Origin of the sequence: Bacillus sp. EKM202B, from assembly GCF_011066025.1 — a bacterium.
GTDB lineage: Bacteria > Bacillota > Bacilli > Bacillales > Bacillaceae_G > Bacillus_A > Bacillus_A toyonensis.
The window spans coordinates 294,168-310,309 of sequence record NZ_JAAMNK010000002.1 but is presented as its reverse complement, the minus strand read 5'-3'; the positions used below and the strand labels follow the sequence as shown (position 1 = coordinate 310,309).

General features: G+C 36.5%; 16 protein-coding genes. 6 read left to right on the top strand and 10 right to left on the bottom strand.

Going from position 1 to position 16,142, the window contains the following annotated elements; translation table 11 throughout:
* Positions 1-41: 41 nt before the first annotated feature.
* Positions 42-1,868 carry an oligoendopeptidase F gene (gene pepF, locus G9F74_RS04885; RefSeq protein ID WP_016108008.1) on the top strand — a complete coding sequence of 609 codons (1,827 nt, stop codon included), beginning with the start codon at positions 42-44 and terminating at the stop codon, positions 1,866-1,868.
* A gap of 535 nt (positions 1,869-2,403) precedes the next feature.
* Here pepF and G9F74_RS04880 read toward each other — a convergent pair.
* From G9F74_RS04880 to G9F74_RS04870, 3 genes are all read right to left on the bottom strand, one after another.
* On the bottom strand, positions 2,404-3,297 hold the full coding sequence (locus G9F74_RS04880; RefSeq protein ID WP_000360648.1) for a ClpXP adapter SpxH family protein: 894 nt from the start codon (positions 3,295-3,297) through the stop codon (positions 2,404-2,406).
* A complete protein-coding gene (locus G9F74_RS04875; RefSeq protein ID WP_016108009.1) occupies positions 3,297-3,695 on the bottom strand; it encodes a globin domain-containing protein in 399 nt (132 codons plus the stop codon). Before G9F74_RS04875 ends, G9F74_RS04880 begins: the two co-directional genes overlap by 1 nt.
* Positions 3,696-3,876: 181 nt before the next feature.
* On the bottom strand, positions 3,877-4,455 hold the full coding sequence (locus G9F74_RS04870) for a CYTH domain-containing protein (RefSeq protein WP_000191111.1): 579 nt from the start codon (positions 4,453-4,455) through the stop codon (positions 3,877-3,879).
* A 144-nt stretch (positions 4,456-4,599) separates the two neighbouring features.
* Here G9F74_RS04870 and G9F74_RS04865 point away from each other — a divergent pair, with 144 nt between their 5' ends.
* Genes G9F74_RS04865 through G9F74_RS04850 form a run of 4 tightly spaced genes read left to right on the top strand, consistent with a single transcriptional unit; the run spans position 4,600 to position 7,363 of the window.
* Positions 4,600-4,971: a UPF0738 family protein gene (locus tag G9F74_RS04865; RefSeq protein ID WP_001180013.1), complete on the top strand. Its 372-nt coding sequence runs from the start codon at positions 4,600-4,602 to the stop codon at positions 4,969-4,971.
* 30 nt (positions 4,972-5,001) lie between these two features.
* Entirely contained in the window at positions 5,002-5,640 is a 639-nt protein-coding gene (gene yjbM, locus G9F74_RS04860) for a GTP diphosphokinase (RefSeq protein ID WP_001081482.1), read from the top strand.
* Between the two features lie 17 nt (positions 5,641-5,657).
* Positions 5,658-6,455 carry an NAD kinase gene (locus tag G9F74_RS04855; RefSeq protein WP_000673191.1) on the top strand — a complete coding sequence of 266 codons (798 nt, stop codon included), beginning with the start codon at positions 5,658-5,660 and terminating at the stop codon, positions 6,453-6,455.
* Positions 6,456-6,469: 14 nt separating this feature from the next.
* Positions 6,470-7,363 (top strand): RluA family pseudouridine synthase, encoded by an 894-nt coding sequence (locus G9F74_RS04850; RefSeq protein ID WP_001079113.1) that lies wholly within the window; start codon positions 6,470-6,472, stop codon positions 7,361-7,363.
* A 48-nt stretch (positions 7,364-7,411) separates the two neighbouring features.
* On the opposite strand, the gene G9F74_RS04845 is transcribed toward G9F74_RS04850, so the two are convergent.
* From G9F74_RS04845 to G9F74_RS04815, 7 genes are all read right to left on the bottom strand, one after another.
* On the bottom strand, positions 7,412-8,800 hold the full coding sequence (locus G9F74_RS04845; protein WP_016108010.1) for a peptidase G2 autoproteolytic cleavage domain-containing protein: 1,389 nt from the start codon (positions 8,798-8,800) through the stop codon (positions 7,412-7,414).
* 156 nt (positions 8,801-8,956) lie between these two features.
* The gene (gene prpE, locus G9F74_RS04840; RefSeq protein ID WP_016108011.1) at positions 8,957-9,697 is read right to left on the bottom strand and encodes a bis(5'-nucleosyl)-tetraphosphatase PrpE; all 741 of its coding nucleotides are present in this window, start codon (positions 9,695-9,697) and stop codon (positions 8,957-8,959) included.
* A 77-nt stretch (positions 9,698-9,774) separates the two neighbouring features.
* The gene (locus G9F74_RS04835) at positions 9,775-10,935 is read right to left on the bottom strand and encodes an FtsW/RodA/SpoVE family cell cycle protein (protein WP_016108012.1); all 1,161 of its coding nucleotides are present in this window, start codon (positions 10,933-10,935) and stop codon (positions 9,775-9,777) included.
* A 143-nt stretch (positions 10,936-11,078) separates the two neighbouring features.
* The gene (locus G9F74_RS04830; protein ID WP_016108013.1) at positions 11,079-12,008 is read right to left on the bottom strand and encodes a glycosyltransferase family 2 protein; all 930 of its coding nucleotides are present in this window, start codon (positions 12,006-12,008) and stop codon (positions 11,079-11,081) included.
* A gap of 13 nt (positions 12,009-12,021) precedes the next feature.
* Positions 12,022-12,774 (bottom strand): class I SAM-dependent methyltransferase, encoded by a 753-nt coding sequence (locus G9F74_RS04825; RefSeq protein ID WP_016108014.1) that lies wholly within the window; start codon positions 12,772-12,774, stop codon positions 12,022-12,024.
* A gap of 235 nt (positions 12,775-13,009) precedes the next feature.
* Positions 13,010-13,855, bottom strand: a complete 846-nt coding sequence (locus G9F74_RS04820) for a TylF/MycF family methyltransferase (protein ID WP_016108015.1) — start codon at positions 13,853-13,855, stop codon at positions 13,010-13,012.
* 122 nt (positions 13,856-13,977) lie between these two features.
* On the bottom strand, positions 13,978-14,802 hold the full coding sequence (locus G9F74_RS04815; RefSeq protein WP_016108016.1) for a BclA C-terminal domain-containing protein: 825 nt from the start codon (positions 14,800-14,802) through the stop codon (positions 13,978-13,980).
* A 165-nt stretch (positions 14,803-14,967) separates the two neighbouring features.
* On the opposite strand from G9F74_RS04815, the gene G9F74_RS04810 reads away from it, so the two are divergent.
* Complete coding sequence (locus G9F74_RS04810; protein WP_033668570.1) at positions 14,968-16,065, top strand: glycosyltransferase; 1,098 nt, start codon at positions 14,968-14,970, stop codon at positions 16,063-16,065.
* Positions 16,066-16,142: the final 77 nt, after the last annotated feature.

Genomic DNA, 16,142 nt, shown 5'->3' with positions numbered 1-16,142 from the left:
AATTGTACTTAAGTAGAGATATTTAAAGGAGGGCTTACAGAATGTCTGAACAAAATAAAGCAAAAACATTACCAGATCGCAATGAGATTGAAGAAGCAAGTACGTGGCGATTAGAAGATATTTTCCAAACAGATGCAGAATGGGAAAAAGAATTTCAAGCGATTAAAGAGTTACTACCGCAGTTAACTGAATTTAAAGGGAAGCTTGGTGACTCTGCGAACAACTTACTTGAGGCACTGCAATATGAAGATGAAATTTCAATGCGACTAGGTAAGCTATATACATATGCTCATATGCGTTACGATCAAGATACAACAAACTCTGTGTATCAAGCTTTAAATGATCGTGCGACGAATTTATATTCACAAGTATCTAGTAGCACAGCGTATATCGTACCTGAAATTTTATCTATTTCAGAAGATACACTACAAGCATTTTTAAAAGAAAATAGAGACTTAAGTGTATATGAACATGCATTAGAAGAAATTACACGTCAACGTCCACACGTATTATCTGAGGCTGAGGAAGCTTTATTAGCGGAAGCATCTGAAGTAATGAGTTCATCAAGTAATACATTTGGTATGTTGAATAATGCGGATTTGAAATTCCCGTCTATTAAAGGCGAGGACGGAGAAGAAATAGAAATTACGCATGGTCGTTACATTCAGTTTTTAGAAAGTGATGATCGTCGTGTTCGCGAAGATGCATTCAAAGCTGTATTTGAAACGTATGGGAAATTTAAGAACACATTTGCAAGTACGTTAAGCGGAGCGGTGAAACGTAATAATTTCAATGCACGTATTCGTAAATATGACTCTGCTCGCCAAGCTGCATTGAGCAATAATAATATTCCTGAAGCAGTTTACGATCAACTCATTGAAACGGTAAATGATCACTTACATTTATTGCACCGTTACATCGATATTCGAAAGCGTGCGCTAGGACTTGATGAACTTCATATGTACGATTTATATACACCACTTGTACAAGAAGTGAAAATGAATGTGAAATATGAAGAAGCACAAGACATGTTATTAAAATCTTTAAACGTACTTGGTGATGAGTATGTTGAAATTTTGAAAGAAGCATATGAAAATCGCTGGGTAGATGTGTATGAGAATAAAGGAAAACGAAGCGGAGCATATTCATCTGGTGCATACGGAACAAATCCTTATATTTTAATGAACTGGCATGATAATGTAAATAATTTATTTACACTTGCTCATGAGTTTGGTCATTCTGTGCATAGTTATTACACAAGAAAGACACAGCCGCACGTATACGGTGATTATTCAATCTTCGTTGCAGAGGTAGCGTCAACTTGTAATGAAGCGCTTCTAAATGATTATTTATTAAAAACGACAGAAGATAAAAAAGAGCGCCTATATTTATTAAATCATTATTTAGAAGGATTCCGTGGTACTGTATTCCGTCAAACGATGTTCGCAGAGTTTGAGCATATTATTCATAAGAAAGTACAAGAAGGACATGCTGTTACGCCGGATATGTTAACGGAGATCTACTACGATTTAAATAAGAAATATTTCGGTGACGCTTTAGTAATCGACGAAGAAATTGGGTTAGAATGGTCTCGCATTCCGCACTTCTACTACAACTATTACGTATATCAATACGCAACAGGATTTAGTGCAGCAACGGCTCTATCTAAACAGATTTTAGAAGAAGGGCAACCAGCGGTAGAACGTTACATTAATGAATTCTTAAAAGCAGGAAGCTCTGATTATCCAATTGAAGTGCTGAAAAAAGCAGGAGTTGATATGGCATCTCCTGAACCAGTGAAAGAGGCACTACAAGTATTTGAAGAGAAATTAAATGAATTAGAAGCGTTATTATTTGAAGAAAAGTAATGAGAAAAGACGAGGGATTTTATCCTCGTCTTTTTTGTTTAAAAATACAATTTGTCGATATTTGTCGAAATGAAAATCGGTTTTCCTTACTATTTCTAAATTTGAAGACAGTTTTATAGTTAATTTTTGAATTCAAAATCCTTTAAATCGTTTTCTATGGTTGAAATAAGAGAGAGCGATGACGATGACTCCGAATAAAAGAGGAAAGGCGATAATTTTAGGAAAAGCTTGTAATAGAGAGAGAATGTACAAGAAAAAAGAAACAAGGACACATGAAAAAATTAGTAAAATATAGGATTTCTTTATGAAAAACACCTCCTAAAGGGCTTTTATATAGCTTATTCACAAATGAAAACGTTTAGAATGTGACAAAAGTGTGAAATTCGACAAAAGGGGTTGTCATCTGACGTCGAATCTTGTAATATAATAAGCGTGAACGAATTCACATACAAACATATACCCCTTTGTTTGAACGTGAAAATTTCTCCCATCCCCTTTAATATTTTTATAAGCCGTAAAGAAAAAGACCTGGTGTTTACACCAGGTCTTTTTCTATTGCTATCCATTTCCAATAACGCTCACATTTTACGTCAATCATTTGTACTTTGCGTTTCAGTTGTAATTTTTTTAGTTCGCGCTCGATCTCTTGTTGCGAGCAGTCATATATAAATGCTACTTCTTTTGAAGATATAAATTGCGTTGCTTCTAGTAACATTTCTAAAGGCGGTAATGGTTCTGGCTCGATTTCACATTTTACGAGCTCTTTTAATAATTGTACGTATACATCATAGGAATAAGTTCCAGCGATTTTAATGCCTTCTTCATCTGAGTTCGCATGAAAAAAGACGAGGGAAGGTATTTCTGTAATATGCATTTCATTTGTGAATTTTAAGTCACATTGGAAAGCTTTTTTTGCGCTGGCGGAATGTAGATCTTTTTTAAATTCTTCTACATCAATATTGCTATCTTTTGCACATGCAAGCAATAATTCGCAGTCAGGGTTTGATACATTTTCAAGGAAAATGTATTCTTGGAGTTTTCGCAAAAACTTCGAACCTGCTTTTCGGCCTTGTAACTCCGCTGCTTTAATTGCCATCGAAACTAAATATGGTGTTGATGATGCCTCTTGCATATGTACTTTTCCATCACATGAAAAACCTTGTAAACTTGTCGTCTTTTCCCACACAAATCGAATATTAGCAGGTTTATTCCATTTGTGTGAGGAAGCGTTCGTTCCGTCCACTTTTCCAGTTACAATATGACGAATAGAGAAGTATTTCCCGTATTCAAGCCATAGTTTAATAATAAAGGGTTCAATTTCCCAGCAATCTTTACAAAGTGGATCAATAAATAAATATGCTTCTACAGACTTATGCTCACATGCGGAAGGAGATGGCATATTGATATGCTTTGCTTCCTGTTTATCCATTATATTTCACCTGTTTCGTTTGGAGTATTAACCATATGCTGAGCAGTTAATGCTAAACGTTCAAAAACGAACTCTCTTATATGACCGTGTACTCCTGTGTCATCCATTGCTTGCTCCATACATGATAGCCAAGCCTCTGCTCGTTTTGGCGTAATCTCAAACGGAAGATGGCGTGCTCTTAACATAGGATGACCATGTTCTTCAGTGTACAAATTAGCACCACCTAAATATTGTGTTAAAAATTGTTTTTGCTTCCTAGCTGTTTCTGTTAAATCATCCGGGAAGATGGGAGATAAGTCAGGGTGTTTACTGACATAGGAATAAAATGTGTCTACTAATATTGCAATGCATTGTTCACCGCCAATTGCTTCAAATGGTGTCATCGGTTGCTTGCTCATCCTTTATAAACTCCTTTTTCCATGAAATGTATATCTATTGTAGCAATGGAATGTTCGAGAGGGCAAATAAACAGCCTTCCTAACATTCTTTGCTTCTTCTACAGGTGTAAATGAACCTTTTACTTTTTAAGAAGTGAGATGTATCCACTAGTAGAACGGATTCACTAGTGGAATTTTCACTTTAGCGTGCTTTGTTTTGTTTGGCAAGGAAAAAGCGTTTTACTTTGTTATTTGTATGGCGAACTGGTACGTTATGCTGTGTTAACAAATGAATAAATGCAGCTTTTCCTGTTTCTTCGTCTTGCACTTCATATTCAATTTCATAATCATCGTGATTGTAATAGAAACTATGATCAAAGACAAGCGTTCCGCCTTCAAATAATGTTTCAGCTCTTTCAGTTGTTAAACTGCCCATATAAGTTAAAGCGGAAACAGGAATTTGTAATTTGTGTAGTTGGTCTACTACAGCACCTTGAATGATTGTGTTTGTTTCCATCATCATTTTTGCTTCGGCCTCGGTTACAACTTGATGCGTTTCTAACAAGCCGATTTCTGCAGGTTGTTTTAACGTTAATGTATAAGTTTCCCCTTTATGACGAATACGAAGTGCAGAACCAGCTTCTTTTAATGAAAAGTCGGGCGTTTCAAAGTAGTGATTCACTTGTTTCGTGAAAGCTTCAATAGAAAAAGATTTGCATAATGATTGGAATTCTTCTTCTGTAACGATATTTTTAAATTCAATTTCAATTTCTTGTGTCATTGTATGCGCTCCTTTTGAAAAATAATTCTTTACACATTATCGCTTTTTCACAAATTTGGTTCAATGTTTTATTTGTTTGCGTCCATGTTATGATACAATAATACTGTTAAGTAAGACAGGAAGTTGAGATGGAGGAGTTCGAGCATGCAAAATAAAATTCAAGTAAAGAGCGTAGAAATGAGAGAGAATGCGCTTATTTTTTGTGCGGAAAATACTGAAATAGAGGTAAAGGAGTTAAGTGCGCGTAATCACGTACTTGTAGACTCAGACAATTTATCATTTTTATATATCTTAGAAAACGAATCATCTTTCATATATGTAAGTATTCCGCATACATGCTGGGAAGCAATGCGTGAAGCAATGAATAAAGATACAGCGATGTTTATTCAAGTGAATGATGTTGAAATGGAATTAGAAGGTTTAAAAGAAGAAGTAGAATATTTAGTTGAAAATATTGAAGGTAATGCAAATTACGGAGAAGAACTAGTAACTGCTGTAGAAAAAGTATTTCTATAAGCAAATGGATTGATTTTGGTGGTGGTTGAAATGAATCGAAATTGGGAAGAATTTTTAGCACCTTACCATCAAGCGGTGGCAGAGCTGAAAGTGAAACTAAAAGGAATGCGTACTCAATTTGCAATGTTAACAGAGCATTCTCCAATTGAGTTTGTAACAGGAAGGGTAAAGTCGGTTGCAAGTATCATTGATAAAGCGGAGAAGAGAAATGTACCGCTAGACCGGCTCAGAGAAGATATGCAGGATATCGCGGGCCTTCGAATGATGTGTCAATTTGTTGATGAGATTAAGCCTGTTGTAGAATATCTCCGAAAACGAAATGACTTTGAAATCGTGGAAGAGCGTGATTATGTTACGCAAAAGAAAGATAGCGGTTATCGCTCTTATCACGTTGTTATTAGTTATCCTGTTCAAACGATTCAAGGGGAACAAAAAGTATTGGTAGAAATCCAAATACGCACGCTAGCAATGAACTTTTGGGCAACGATTGAGCATTCTTTGAATTATAAATATAGTGGGCGTTTTCCTGAAGATATTAAAATACGCTTGCAACGTGCAGCGGAAGCGGCGTTTTTATTGGATGAAGAAATGTCTTCTATTCGTCTTGAAATTCAAGAAGCACAAAAGGCTTTTTCAAGAAAGCAAGAAACGAAAGATTCCGAATCATAAACTAAAGGGTGTTGGCGATGAAATTTACAATTATGTCAAAGGGAGATCAATCATCAGATACACTAGCAAGCACGATGAAAGAGTACTTGCTAGATTTTGGATTCATTATGGATGAAAAGGAACCCGATATTGTAATTTCTGTTGGGGGAGATGGAACGCTTTTATATGCGTTTCATCGTTATTATAATCGATTGGATGAAACAGCATTTGTTGGTGTACATACAGGGCATTTAGGTTTCTATGCAGATTGGTTACCGACAGAAGTAGAGAAATTAGTAATTGCGATTGCTAAAACGCCATTCCAAGTGGTGGAATATCCGCTTTTAGAAGTGATTATTCGCTATGTGAATGGAAGTAAAGAGTCACAGTATTTAGCGATGAATGAAGCGACTGTAAAAAGTGCAGAGGGCACATTAGTAACAGAAGTGGAAATACGGGGAGAGTACTTTGAAACATTCCGCGGGGATGGTCTATGTATCTCAACTCCTTCAGGAAGTACTGCCTATAATAAAGCACTTGGCGGTGCAATTATTCACCCTTCTATTGAAGCAATTCAAATTGCAGAAATGGCATCCATTAACAACCGTGTGTTTCGTACTGTAGGCTCGCCGCTTGTATTGCCGAAGCATCATACATGTGTGTTGAAGCCGGCTCCAGGGATGAACTTACAAATTACGGTGGACCATTTAACGATGGTTCATCAAGATGTGAAATCAATCCAGTATCGCGTTGCAAACGAGAAAGTGCGATTTGTTCGTTTCCGCCCGTTCCCATTCTGGAAACGTGTCCGTGACTCGTTTGTTGCAGATAAATAGAAGGGGTTTATATATTGAACAGATTTACATTGAAATGGGATATAGAGTCAGCTGAAGAGGGAACTTTAGTTAGAGAATTTTTGAAAACAAAAGGGATTTCTAAAGCTGCTTTAACGGATATAAAATTTCATGGCGGAGCCATTGAAGTAAATGGTCAATATGCAAGCGTTCGTCATCAACTACAAGCGGGCGAACAATTACGTGTTTTTTTTCCAGTGGAAGAAAGAAGTGAAGGGATGATTGCGGAAGATATCCCACTATGCATTGTATATGAAGATGATGCAGTTCTTGTCATCAATAAAGAAGCGAACATGTCAACGATTCCGTCTAGAGAACATCCAGAGGGAAGTGTTGCTAACGCGCTTTTGTCTTATTATGATAAGCAGCATCTTGCCAGTACGGTGCACATTGTAACAAGGTTGGATCGTGATACGTCAGGACTCATGCTTATTGCAAAAAATCGTTTCGTACATCATCTTTTATCGAAACAACATCAACAAAAAGCTGTGAAACGAACGTATGAAGCAATTGTTCATGGAGAGATGATAAAACGTGAAGGAACGATTGATGCACCGATTGGTAGAAAATCAGATAGCATCATTGAACGAACAGTTTGTGAGGATGGACAGAGGGCAGTTACTCATTTTAGAGTGATTCATAGTTCCTCGCAAAAGACGCATGTATCTCTTGAACTTGAGACAGGAAGAACGCATCAAATCCGCGTGCATATGGCTCATATAGGACATCCGTTACTTGGTGATGACTTATATGGAGGAAGAAGGGATGAAATGAAACGACAAGCACTTCACAGTACATCTTTGGCGTTTTATCATCCTATTTTAGAAAAGGAAATGTCTTTTGCTACGACGATTCCAAGCGATATGCAGCAGTTATTAATGCACGCTTAAAAAGGGACCAAAATTCTTATGTAATGAAGAATTTTGGTCCCTTTTTTCTTAGCGGAATAATATTAAAATTTGATTATCATCCGTACGCTTAATAACGAAAAATCCACTTTCAGTTTTTGTAGCAATGCCGTCATCATTTGGACGACAATATCCATGCGGTTCGCAAGTGCCATCATCACGTACTAACATTTGTCCAATTAATCCGACAGGAAGCCAACCAGAACGGTCTTTTCTTGCTATATATTTGCAAGCTGGATCCCATTCTGTATTTAAAAGTGGTTGTATTTCTTGTGTTTCTGTACGTACATATTGACGCTTTCCAAAGTTATCTGTTTTATAGCGCTTTTGCCAACTTAAAGCACCACTATTTCCTATAATAGCGGGGGTTGCACTAGATATTCCTAAAATGAAAGAATCGTTTGAAGTAGCTATCCGAATTTTTTCTTCGCTACTAAATGTAACGAAATAACCGACATCAATAGCTTTATGGTCCGCGGTTTCAAACATTTGTGCAAAATCCGTTCCGCCTGCATTGTAAGAAGCACCCTCAATGTACATTTCTCCATTATGAGCAAGCCATTTAGCACCGATATTATGATCGGTATCGTTTGTTCCATTTGCAATAAACCAAGAATAGGCTTCTTCGGCCGTGCCGAATCGTCCCATAATATGGCTTCCTGCAAAATGAGCTGTTGATGTATGATTACCTTCCGCATGAGAAGAGAATCCATTAGCGATAGTTGCGGTTCCTTCTGCGTGTGCTGCTTCGCCTAAAGCAATCGTATGTTTACCTTCCGCGTGAGAATAAGAGCCGCCTGCTGTCGTTTCACTTCCTTCACTATGCGAACTATGTCCAGTTGCTTTTGTTTTCGATCCTTCTGCATGGGAGCAAGTTGCTTTTGCGTGTGTAAGAAGTCCTTCTGCATGTGAAACTGTACCCTCTGCATGAGAGTGAAGCCCCTCTGCATGTGAATATCGGCCTTCTTTTTTTACTTTCGTATTTTCAGGTGCAGGAGTCTGAATTATGATCGTTTTTTCTGTTTGTATATTATTTGATGGAGTTAATGCTTCTTTTATTTTTTTTACTTGGTTTATAATATCGGTTGGAATTTCTGGTTGTATTTTTTTATTTATTGCTACAGGAATGTTCTCTTCCGTATTTTCCTGTTTTTCTTCAGAATGCAGTATTTGTTCATCGTGATGAGAGAGATGTTTATTTTTTTGTTGCATCTTTACTTTTCTACGATTGATTATGCGACTCATTACAGCATTTTCTAAAGAGACATATTTTGTTTTAGCTTTGCTCTTTTTTGATGACTCTTGTTCTTCTAGTTCTTCTATAGCTGCAGCTCGAATGCCGCACCAGTTGTTAATTCCATACATGGGCTGATATAAAGGGTGGAATTTTCTTTTTTGTTTAGAAGATTTTTTCTTCATTCTGTCACCTCCTGCGACATTATATGTCGTGTAATAAAAAAAAGATGCACCTTATTGCATCTTTTTTTTATTACTTTATCTAGTTTTTATAGGAGATACGGCTAAATAATCCGGCAATCCCCTCGTAATTTATGAATTGTACCTAGGTAAGGATAGTTATGAAATTGGGCGGAATTTCTCAGGGACAAAAGGCAGGGAAGAAGGGACGGAAACAGTCTCCATCTCAGGATAACGTAATCCGGTTAAATTGCCGCCAAATACAGCGCCAGTATCAATATTGACTGTTTGATTTACAAAGCGAGGTTTTTTTACTGGTGTATGTCCATATACAATCCAAGATTGCCCCTTATACTCCTTCGCCCAGTCGCGACGGACAGGTGAGCCGTCAGCATGCTTTTCTCCTGTAATATCGCCATATAATACAAAGGTTTGTACTTTTTTATCTTGTCTTCCTATGTAATCTTGCCGAATCCCAGCGTGACATACAATTATTCTTTTTTCATCTAGTATGTGATATAAAGGGGATTGTTCATAAAGGGTGATGAACTTTTCTTTTATAATGTTTTGCTTATGAGAAGGTAGTGCTTCATATTCAGCAACAGTTGTTTCAAGTCCGTGAGCGATTGTCACATTACGCCCAAGGAAAAATCGGTATAGTTTATTACAGTGATTTCCAGGAGCATAATAAGCTTCTTTTTTATTTATGACAAGTTCCCATACAATTTCGATCATACGTAATGAATGGGGACCACGATCTGTAATATCACCAACGAATGCAAGCTTACGATTTTCGGCATGAACCGGTAGGCCACTATCCCAGTTATATCCTAGTTTCGTCGTTAAATTTTGAAACTCTTGCAAGCACCCGTGAATATCCCCTATAATGTCATATTTCATATGTAAACCTCCAACATATTTTTCATTAGTATATCTAAAAAAGGATAGAGATAAAAATATACCACTTTTTGTATGGTTCATTTAAACATAAAGGTTTTCGTTCTTGAGCGAACATTTAAAATAAATCCAATCGCAATCATATATGTAAGTAACGAACTTCCTCCATAGCTCATAAGGGGCAATGTTATCCCTGTAATAGGGAGTAATCCAATTGTCATCCCGATATTTTGGAATACTTGAAAAGTAAACATTCCGATTGTACCGGCACAAATATAACTACCGAAAGGATCATTACTTTCCAAAGCGATATGAATCATACGGAAAATGAGTATGAAAAAAAGTGAAATAATGACACTTGCACCTAAAAAACCGAATTGTTCAGCGACATTAGTGAAAATAAAGTCTGTATGTGGTTCTGGAAAGTATACTTGTCCATTTTCCCAACCTTTTCCTTGCATTTCTCCTGATCCAGTAGCTAAGAATGCTTGTCTTAATTGATAGCCTTGTGAATCATATTCGTAAGGCGCTAACCAACCATAGAAGCGGTTTAATTGGTATTCTTTTAAGATATACTCCTTAAAGAATTCTGTATGAGCAATATAAATATACGTTAAGGTAACACCTGCTGTGAAAATAACGGAGACTAATCCGAAAATAAAGCGCCAACGTATACCGGAAACTAGTATCATTGCTGCCAGCATCGCTGAAATTACCATTGTGTTTCCTAAATCAGGTTCTTTTGCAATAAGTAGTAGCGGTGGCAAACTCGTTGCGAATATTTTTCCGAGTAAGATAAAATCTTCACGAGGTGTTCGAAAAAAATATTTTTCGTTATGATTAGCTATAATTCGTCCAATGACGATAATTAAAAATAATTTCATAATTTCTGAAGGTTGAAAATTTCCGATGCCTGGGAGCCTGTACCAAGCGGTAGCCCCTTTAATTGTAACGGCACCTGGAACCTGAAGTTCTAGCCCGATAAGTAATATCATTGCAAAGCTATATAAATACCAAGCAATTTTTTGATACCGATCGAAATCGATAATCATAATAACACTAATAGCGACAAATCCAATGAAGTACCATTGTATTTGCTTGAGTGCAAAATTTACATTTTGTAAAAATGGTGGTAAAGAGGTTTGCGCACTTGCAATAGCAAAGCAACTAACAGTCCCAATGGCAAATAAAATGAATAGTAATACGTAGTCTATTTGATATTGAGAATTCGTATCTTTCACTGTATGTAATCCTTTCTATCGCCTAGTAAATATGTTGATGACGTCATTCTAAAAGTAATATAAGCAGACTGTCCATACATTTATTCCACTATTTATGTAAAGTCATACATAATAGGGAGGAATAGCTCCTCCCTTATGCAAAGCTATCGTGGATTTAGCTCTTTTATAATTATATTTAAACAACGAGAAAGACGTATATGTGCATCTGGAATGAGATTGGGGTATTGTTTATAAAACTCGAATGCACCCATACACCACTCATAGGCTTTGAGCAGACTAGTTCTATAATCATTGAAATCTTGTAAGAAACCATACTTTTTTGAGGTTAAAACGAGATGTGAAAAATCTTCAGATCCTTCAAGTAATTTATGGTGTACTTGCTGTCCATCATGAAAGCGAAAGGAACTTAAAGGTTCAGTGATATAAAATGCATCACCTTTTGAAAGTAAACCCATCCAAGAGGCCATATCAACACTACAACAATAGTTCCTTTCATTTAGAGTACCAAAAGGTTCTGTTAATAGTCGCCTTCGAAAGAGTACAGTCGTAGGTTCACCAATAATATTCTGTCCAGATAAAAGCATATGGTTTCCAAAATCTATCCCACTTAGCAGGGTATCTTCGCTATACAATCTATTTACAGCGGGATGGTTTTCAATTATATCTCCATTTTCATCAATCCAAGTGCGATATGATGTAATAAGTGCGAGTTTTTGATTTAAGTCTTGTTGGAAATAGAACATCATTTTCTCAATTTTATTACTATGGAATAAGTCATCGTCCATTAAGAAGTTTATGTATTCGCCACTAGACTGTTCTAAGAGCATGAGGTCATTATGGAATTGTCCTAAAGTAGTACTATTCCGGATATATGTTATATGGGAATGGTTTAGTAAGTATTTTTCATGCATTAATTTTTCAGTTTCATCATTCGTACTATCGTCTCCTACAATAACTTCAATGTTTGGATAAGTTTGTGCCAAAGCACTTTCTAAAGCGATTTTGAAATAATGTGGTCTATTATAGGTGGGAATAAGGATGGAAACAAGAGGTAGATTTTTTTCATTTGTCATACGTAACTTCCTTTCAGAAGCTTTTTTTTGTAAGAACAATATCTTGATAACTCGTATATTCATGTCGGCCGCACCATAAACCATAGTGTGGTTTATTCATTACCTCTAAGCCATATTTATTCAATAAAGCGCAAATATCTGTTTCAGGATAAGCAACTGCGAAATTAGGAATATCTTTATTTACGACATAACAATTTTCAATTTGATGATAAAATCCTAACGTACTTAGTCCTGCATTTAAATAATAGGATGACTCAGGGTTTATTAAAAAGAACGTAATAAAACATCTCCCGTCTTTTTTTAATACACGTGTAATCTCAGATACGTAATGTTCTAATTCTGTTGGGAGAAGGTGCGTAAATACAGAAGTTAAAAAGATGAAATCGAATGTCGCGTCTTCATATGGAAACTTATAGTGAGAGGCATCTTCTTTTCCTTCTGGATTGTAAAATTGATTGTATATGTCAACGTGTTCAAAATGAAAATTATTACAGGTAGTTGTAATATTATTTTTACACCAAGTGATACCTTCTTTAAATAAATCAAATCCATAATACGCTCCATCATCAGTTAAGTAATTCATTAATGGAACAGCCATTCGGCCGACGCCACAGCCTACATCTAATACTTTTTCGTTTGACTTTAAAGCCCCAATTTGAATGAAATGCTTTAGGAATTCTTTACCGACCTTTTCAAAATCGCCACCTACATATTGGACGAGTTCAGGAGGGGGGAGTAATTTTATTTCTTTTTCAAGTTCGCTCATAAATACACTCCTTCCTTGTAGTAAAAAGGCAAACCAATACAGTATCCATATTATCTCGATATTTACAGACAAATCTCACCTCAAAACGAGGAGTATGGGGAAATTAAAGTTTTATTTGATAGCGAAAGAGGATAAGATGTGACCGCTTATTACATACAAGGAGATTCCTAAAACGGTTCATGTATTCAAGTATTAGATTAATAGGAATGGAACCTCCTTATAATCAAAATTTCTCTTATTCTTTTCGCCAATATACACCAAAGATATCAATTTTAGTAATAGGAGCTTTTAAGTTTCTTTGATTTCTAAAGTCCGTCACAGCTTCTGCACAAGCTGGTAGTCCATAGTCATCAATAATAATATAGCCACCTGTTGAAACTTTATCGTATAAGTTCACGAGACCATCCATCGTAGATTCATACATATCCCCATCAAGTCGTGCAATTGCAATCTTTTCTATTGGTGCTGTTGGTAAAGTATCTTTAAACCAGCCTTTTAAAAATTTTACTTGATCATTTAATAAATCATATTTTTTAAAGTTTTCTTGTACTTGTTCTAAAGAAACACGTAAATAATCGAATGTGTGTAAATAATCACCGTAGTCTTTCGGATATTGTTCTAAATTTGGTGCTGGCAAACCTTCAAATGAATCTGCAACCCAAATATTACGATTCGTAATGTTATTGGCTTGTAAAAAGCCATTCATAAAAATGCAAGAGCCTCCGCGCCATACACCTGTTTCGATAAAATCTCCTTCTATATTTTCACGAACAACGGTTTCCATTGCCTCATGTAACTGATTCATACGTTCTCGGCCAATCATACTATGTGCTGCTCTTGGCCAATCCAGTCCATCATGACGTTCACTTTTTGAAACATCTGGCTTTACAATTTTTAAGTTGTGATTTTCGGCATATTGCTTAATGAATAAAGGGAGTGGTACGGTAACTGGCTCGAATTGAAGTTCTTTTGATATATGTAGAGATGCAGGTAAGTACTCCTCATATTCTAACCATATTTCAAATAAAATTGTCTTCTTTAGCAATTCGAGATAAAGCTGAACAGCGGATTTATTTTCCATATTTATGCCTCCTGAAAAATGTCATACAACAATATGATTATGTAGATAGCAAAGATTTCATGATTGAATTCGAAATAGAAAAAGCAGTAAAACCAATATCAGTTTTACTGCTAAGTAAAAGATTAAGCGATTTTCTCAATAATAATAGATGCACTTGTACCAAGAGCTAGAGATAATCCAATTCCAGTAACAACTGCTTCAACCATTGATGGAGTTATTGTAATTTGTGTAATTGCTTGGATAACGATAGGTGCGCCAATTGAGATTAAGCTTGTGCCTGCACCTGGTACAGTAACACCATTAACTTGAATTGCAAGGCTACCTAATAAACTTACTGCTGCAGTATATGCGATAACAGTAATTTTATAGAATCCAGTTTCACTTATGATGAAAGTATCAGCGTCCAATTGAGAAATTGCAGTACCAAACTGAGATCCAACCGTGTTAAACGGTACAGGATCATTAATTCCAAGAGCTAAAGAAACTGTAGCAGAGTTAAATGCATACAATCCTGCTGGAAGTCCTAATCCAGATGGCCCAGTAGGTCCAGTCGGCCCAGTAGGTCCAGTTGCGCCAGTGGATCCAGTTGGCCCAGTAGGTCCAGTCGGCCCAGTAGGTCCAGTTGCACCAGTACCTCCAGTAGGTCCAGTCGCGCCAGTTGTACCAGTGCCTCCAGTCGGCCCAGTAGGTCCAGTTGGCCCAGTAGGTCCAGTCGGCCCAGTAGGTCCAGTTGGCCCAGTAGGTCCAGTAGGTCCAGTAGGTCCAGTCGGCCCAGTAGGTACGGTCGGTCCAGTAGGTCCAGTCGGCCCAGTAGGTCCAGTTGGCCCGGTTGGAAGTGTAAACGGTGGTATTGGTGGTAAAGTTGGACCTACAAGATTAGGATCAAATGCACTAGCTGATAATGATTCATCAGGATTTAAGCCATCTGAATAATTATTATTTGACATAAATTCACCTCCATAAAGCTTTCATTATATAGTAGATGCAAAATCGCAAGAAAATGACACGGACATTTGAATTATTGAAAAGAAATCTAAAATAACTTGAACAATATAAAAATGTGGAAAGTTTCGCGTTTGTATAACATATGATTGAGTTGGAAGAAGGTGATTATATTGAACAAGCAAGGCATTACAATTAGTTTATGTATGATAGTCCGAGATGAGGAAAAGACAATAGCTCGATGTTTGGATGGGGTTGAAGAAATTGTTGATGAAATTGTAGTAGTTGATACAGGTTCTGTTGATCGAACGAAAGAAATTGTAGAGAAATATACTCCTAATATATATGATTTTCAGTGGATTGATGATTTTTCGGCGGCTAGAAATTTTGCTTTTTCAAAAGCGACGCAACAGTATATATTATGGCTAGATGCAGATGACGTATTATTAGAAGATGCTCAAGAAGCATTGAAACAATTAAAGGGCCAATTAGATTCTAATGTGGATGCTGTTTCGATGCCTTATCACCTCGTAATGGACTCTAACGGGAAGCCTTTATATTGCACAAGAAGGTATCGGCTTGTAAAGCGCGAAAAACAGTTTCAATGGTTTGGTAAAGTACATGAGTATTTAGCGGTTTCCGGTGAAATTTTTAATAGCAACATTGCTATTACACATAAAAAGGAAAAAGAAGTAACGGATCGTAATTTGAAAATTTTTCAAAATGCTGTAGCAGCTGGAGAAGAATTGAGTCCGAGAGATTTGTTTTATTATGCAAATGAATCTATGGATAATCAAAAATACAATGATGCGGTTCTTTTATATGAAACATTTCTGAATCAAGATGAAGGATGGTATGAAGAGAAAATCTATGCATGTGGTAAGTTAGGGGATTGTTATGCGAAGCTCGGACTGTGGGAGAAAGCAGTTGAGGCTTGTGCAAAATCGTTTCGGTACGATGTTCCTAGAGGAGAGAATTGTACAAGAATAGGATATATATATATGGATCAACAAAAGTATAATGAAGCGATATTTTGGTTTAAATTAGCAACGGAAGTGCCGCTGGCAAAGGAAAGTCCGTTTCACAGTCCAGCTAGCTACACATGGCTTCCTTATTTACAAATGTGTATTTGCTACAGCAAGTTAGGGGAGCAAGACAAAGCTTATTATTACAATGAATTAGCAGCTTCTTATGTTCCGAATAATGCTGCAATCGAGTATAACCGTAAATATTTTCGAGGTGTTTTTGATAAACAATATAAGGTGTAATGCATGCTATTTTTAGGAAATAACTTGTCACGATTCTAATAATGATAGATTGGCTATATATTAGAGTATCGGCAGGG

Excerpts from the sequence above, each read along its gene's own strand:
- pepF (WP_016108008.1), top strand. The coding sequence starts at position 42 with ATGTCTGAACAAAATAAAGCAAAAACATTACCAGATCGCAATGAGATT.
- G9F74_RS04880 (WP_000360648.1), bottom strand. The coding sequence starts at position 3,297 with ATGGATAAACAGGAAGCAAAGCATATCAATATGCCATCTCCTTCCGCA.
- G9F74_RS04875 (WP_016108009.1), bottom strand. The coding sequence starts at position 3,695 with ATGAGCAAGCAACCGATGACACCATTTGAAGCAATTGGCGGTGAACAA.
- G9F74_RS04870 (WP_000191111.1), bottom strand. The coding sequence starts at position 4,455 with ATGACACAAGAAATTGAAATTGAATTTAAAAATATCGTTACAGAAGAA.
- G9F74_RS04865 (WP_001180013.1), top strand. The coding sequence starts at position 4,600 with ATGCAAAATAAAATTCAAGTAAAGAGCGTAGAAATGAGAGAGAATGCG.
- yjbM (WP_001081482.1), top strand. The coding sequence starts at position 5,002 with ATGAATCGAAATTGGGAAGAATTTTTAGCACCTTACCATCAAGCGGTG.
- G9F74_RS04855 (WP_000673191.1), top strand. The coding sequence starts at position 5,658 with ATGAAATTTACAATTATGTCAAAGGGAGATCAATCATCAGATACACTA.
- G9F74_RS04845 (WP_016108010.1), bottom strand. The coding sequence starts at position 8,800 with ATGAAGAAAAAATCTTCTAAACAAAAAAGAAAATTCCACCCTTTATAT.
- prpE (WP_016108011.1), bottom strand. The coding sequence starts at position 9,697 with ATGAAATATGACATTATAGGGGATATTCACGGGTGCTTGCAAGAGTTT.
- G9F74_RS04830 (WP_016108013.1), bottom strand. The coding sequence starts at position 12,008 with ATGACAAATGAAAAAAATCTACCTCTTGTTTCCATCCTTATTCCCACC.
- G9F74_RS04825 (WP_016108014.1), bottom strand. The coding sequence starts at position 12,774 with ATGAGCGAACTTGAAAAAGAAATAAAATTACTCCCCCCTCCTGAACTC.
- G9F74_RS04820 (WP_016108015.1), bottom strand. The coding sequence starts at position 13,855 with ATGGAAAATAAATCCGCTGTTCAGCTTTATCTCGAATTGCTAAAGAAG.
- G9F74_RS04815 (WP_016108016.1), bottom strand. The coding sequence starts at position 14,802 with ATGTCAAATAATAATTATTCAGATGGCTTAAATCCTGATGAATCATTA.